The sequence below is a fragment of the Moorena sp. SIO3B2 genome (genome assembly GCF_010692525.1).
GTDB classification, from domain to species: Bacteria; Cyanobacteriota; Cyanobacteriia; order Cyanobacteriales; family Coleofasciculaceae; genus Moorena; species Moorena producens.
Map to the genome: position 1 here is coordinate 1 of NZ_JAAHHE010000615.1, position 2,789 is coordinate 2,789.

General features: G+C 41.2%; 4 protein-coding genes and 1 pseudogene. All 5 read left to right on the forward strand.

What is annotated here, in order from left to right; translation table 11 throughout:
- A pseudogene (locus tag F6K38_RS38875) lies at positions 1–285 on the forward strand (baseplate J/gp47 family protein); the annotation flags it as partial.
- 6 nt (positions 286–291) lie between these two features.
- Positions 292–1,050 carry a phage tail protein gene (locus F6K38_RS38880; protein WP_287360271.1) on the forward strand — a complete coding sequence of 253 codons (759 nt, stop codon included), beginning with the start codon at positions 292–294 and terminating at the stop codon, positions 1,048–1,050.
- 13 nt (positions 1,051–1,063) lie between these two features.
- A complete protein-coding gene (locus tag F6K38_RS38885) occupies positions 1,064–1,897 on the forward strand; it encodes a hypothetical protein (RefSeq protein WP_287360272.1) in 834 nt (277 codons plus the stop codon).
- A gap of 59 nt (positions 1,898–1,956) precedes the next feature.
- A complete protein-coding gene (locus F6K38_RS38890; protein ID WP_287360273.1) occupies positions 1,957–2,472 on the forward strand; it encodes a hypothetical protein in 516 nt (171 codons plus the stop codon).
- Between the two features lie 122 nt (positions 2,473–2,594).
- Positions 2,595–2,789 (forward strand): hypothetical protein (locus tag F6K38_RS38895; RefSeq protein WP_287360274.1); only part of this gene is annotated, 195 nt, incomplete at its 3' end.

A 2,789-nucleotide genomic window follows, 5' to 3' on the forward strand; every position in this document is an offset into this window, starting at 1 on the left:
CATCCTCAAGGTTGGCCTTTTGGTCGTAATATTTATGTTTCTGAACTGTATCAACTAATTGATGAACTAGAAGCTGTAGATTATGTCACCAAAACCAATCAACAAGACGAAGTATTTTTGCCTAATCTTGATTCAAATTTAGGCAACCAACAACGCCTAGTTTACACCGATACAGGACAGCTAAGTGCCATCCAGCTTAAACCAGAAGAACTAGTCCATTTAAATATTGAAGCCAGCCAGATAGAAATTATATCCCCCTTAGAAACCGTTGATTTTAGCAGTTAAAAACCAATGACAAACTCAGCTCGTTCCCCCAGTCCCCTTTTAGAATACCTACCGGAGATTTATCAAAGCAAACCTTTCCTCGGTCAATTTTTACTTGCCTTTGAAAAGATTCTCCTAGGTCATGAAGATGGTGTCAACTATTCCGACAAAGGTTTAGAAGCAAAAATTGCCCATCTCCATACATACTTCGATCCCCAACAAACACCGGAAGAATTCCTGCCCTGGCTAGCGAGTTGGACAGCTTTGAGTCTCAGAGCCGATCTAGCTCCCCAACAACAACGGGATTTCATTGCTAATATTGTAGAACGGTATCGCTTTCGAGGAACCAAAGCCAATTTACAAGCACTGCTAGAACTATTCATTAAAGGAACCCCCACCATTACCGAAACAACTATTCCCGAAACTATCGACGCAGAGTTTCAAATTGGTGATTCCCAACTATTAAACCAAAATCCTCAACAACTTCCTCCGCAATCAATCCTTGGAAAAGGTACCTATATTGGTGGCAGTTTACCCCACTTTTTTAAAGTAAAAATCGCTCTATCTAAAGGATTAAACCCAGAGCAACTCAGCCGACAAGTAGAAATTGCTAGCGCCATCATCGAACAGGAAAAACCTGCCCATACCGACTACCAACTAGAAATTATTTTTCCTGACACCATTCAGATTGGCACCTTCGATCCTATTTCTGGAGAAGGTACCGGTTCCCAAATTGGTATTGACACCCTTTTAGGCAATATTCCCGAAAATTTAGAATCAACTTAGGAGAATAGCGATTATGACAGATATTCAACGTCCCAATTACTTTACCTCTCAGTTTCTTGTCCAAGAAGACTTCAATGACGAACAAGCTTACCATCGTGATCTGCGCAAGCGCCACAATCGTTCCCTCCATGAATGGGGTGTGGTGGAAGGGCTAGAAGTAAGCAGAAAAGCGGAAAAACAAATTGCTGTTACTAGAGGAATGGCAATCGATAACGAAGGTCGAGACATTATTATCTTATCGGATTCTCCTCTACCAGACACGATTAACTTAGATGGATTAGAACTCAATACAACTATTGAACTTACCATCATCTATCGGGAAATTCCAGAAAACCCTTACCAAGTAGAAGTAGGTGGCGAGACTAAATTCACTCGCACCGCTGAACGTCCCAAGTTTGTGATCTACGGTGGTAGCACAAGGCAAGACAATCTCCAAGACGGTAATGTAGATATAAAAACTGGTAATGCCCCTACCGATGGTACTGTAGTGCGGTTGGCACAGGTGAGATTAGACAATAACGGTAACGTTAGTACAGTAGATAATTCTGTACGCAAACTTGCTGGTGCTAAGTTACCTTCCCCCAGACAGTTTCTTGTGGGTACAGCTCAAAATGGTGAACTAATTTCCGTACCAGGCGGAACAACTGTAGATGATTGGGTAATTTTTGTCTCCCCTAGAGAGCTGGAAGTACGCAAAGTTACTGGTGATCCTTTTCTCCAAGATTTTAAGATGGAAGTTTCTGCCCAGCCAGAGACAAACGGCTGGAGAATTAGTTGTTACAGCCAAAAATTATCAACAGATCAAGTTACCCCAGGCATAGCTAACTATATGTTGCTGAGGAAATAGTCTATTGACTTAGTTTTGTACATTGAAATTGATAAACAATCTAGGGACGAGCAAAGACTATGAGCGAATACAGTTGGCCTGATGATATGGATCTTACTGTCAAAAATAAAGTTGGTATTGGCCTAGACAAGCCTACGGAAAAATTGGAAGTTGAAGGCACAGTTAAAGCTACAGAATTTGTAGGAGATGGTTCAAAATTGACAAATCTAAATCGTTGGTCACTAGCCTATGCCCATGATGCCAATGGCAACCGAACGGCAGGCAATATTAATAACTTAATTAATGCAGTAGAAAATGGCTCTCAAGTAAGGGTATTAATGGATAGTGGTGATCAAAAAAATCTCATGTATGCAGAACATATAGTGCTCAAAAATGGTATTGTTTATGTTCAAAATCTTTCCGGTGCAAGCTTGGTTTTTGATGGAGATGTATTGAAATTTCTGGACGATACTTACAGGTTGATGATGGTTGTTAGTACTAAAGGCGATCGGGATATGATTCGTTGGAGTGTAGGGGAGCATACTCCCCGTGGTCATAATAATGACAAAGTAGCGATGAAGTGGTTCATTGACTGAAAACAACTATTAGGAACTAGTCCACCTACACACCATCAAAAAATCGGCGTTGCTGAATCAAGCAATGAATATAAGTAGAGTGGGCATCCTGCCCGCGCGAAAATAAGGAGGAAACTGGCAAGATGCCAGTTCTACCAAGATGCCAGTTCTACCAAGATGCCAGTTCCACCAAGATGCCAATTCTACAGGTGCGACCCGTGGCGAATTTAATAATTAGATGCGGAAAGCGCATGAAACTGGCAAGATGCCAGTTCTACAAAACTCTTACAATCATTCCATTATTAAGCAACCCCAAAAAATCCGTACATTTCAATGAT

Coding starts and splice junctions, on each gene's coding strand:
- F6K38_RS38890 (WP_287360273.1), top strand. CDS start 1,957: ATGAGCGAATACAGTTGGCCTGATGATATGGATCTTACTGTCAAAAAT.
- F6K38_RS38885 (WP_287360272.1), top strand. CDS start 1,064: ATGACAGATATTCAACGTCCCAATTACTTTACCTCTCAGTTTCTTGTC.
- F6K38_RS38880 (WP_287360271.1), top strand. CDS start 292: ATGACAAACTCAGCTCGTTCCCCCAGTCCCCTTTTAGAATACCTACCG.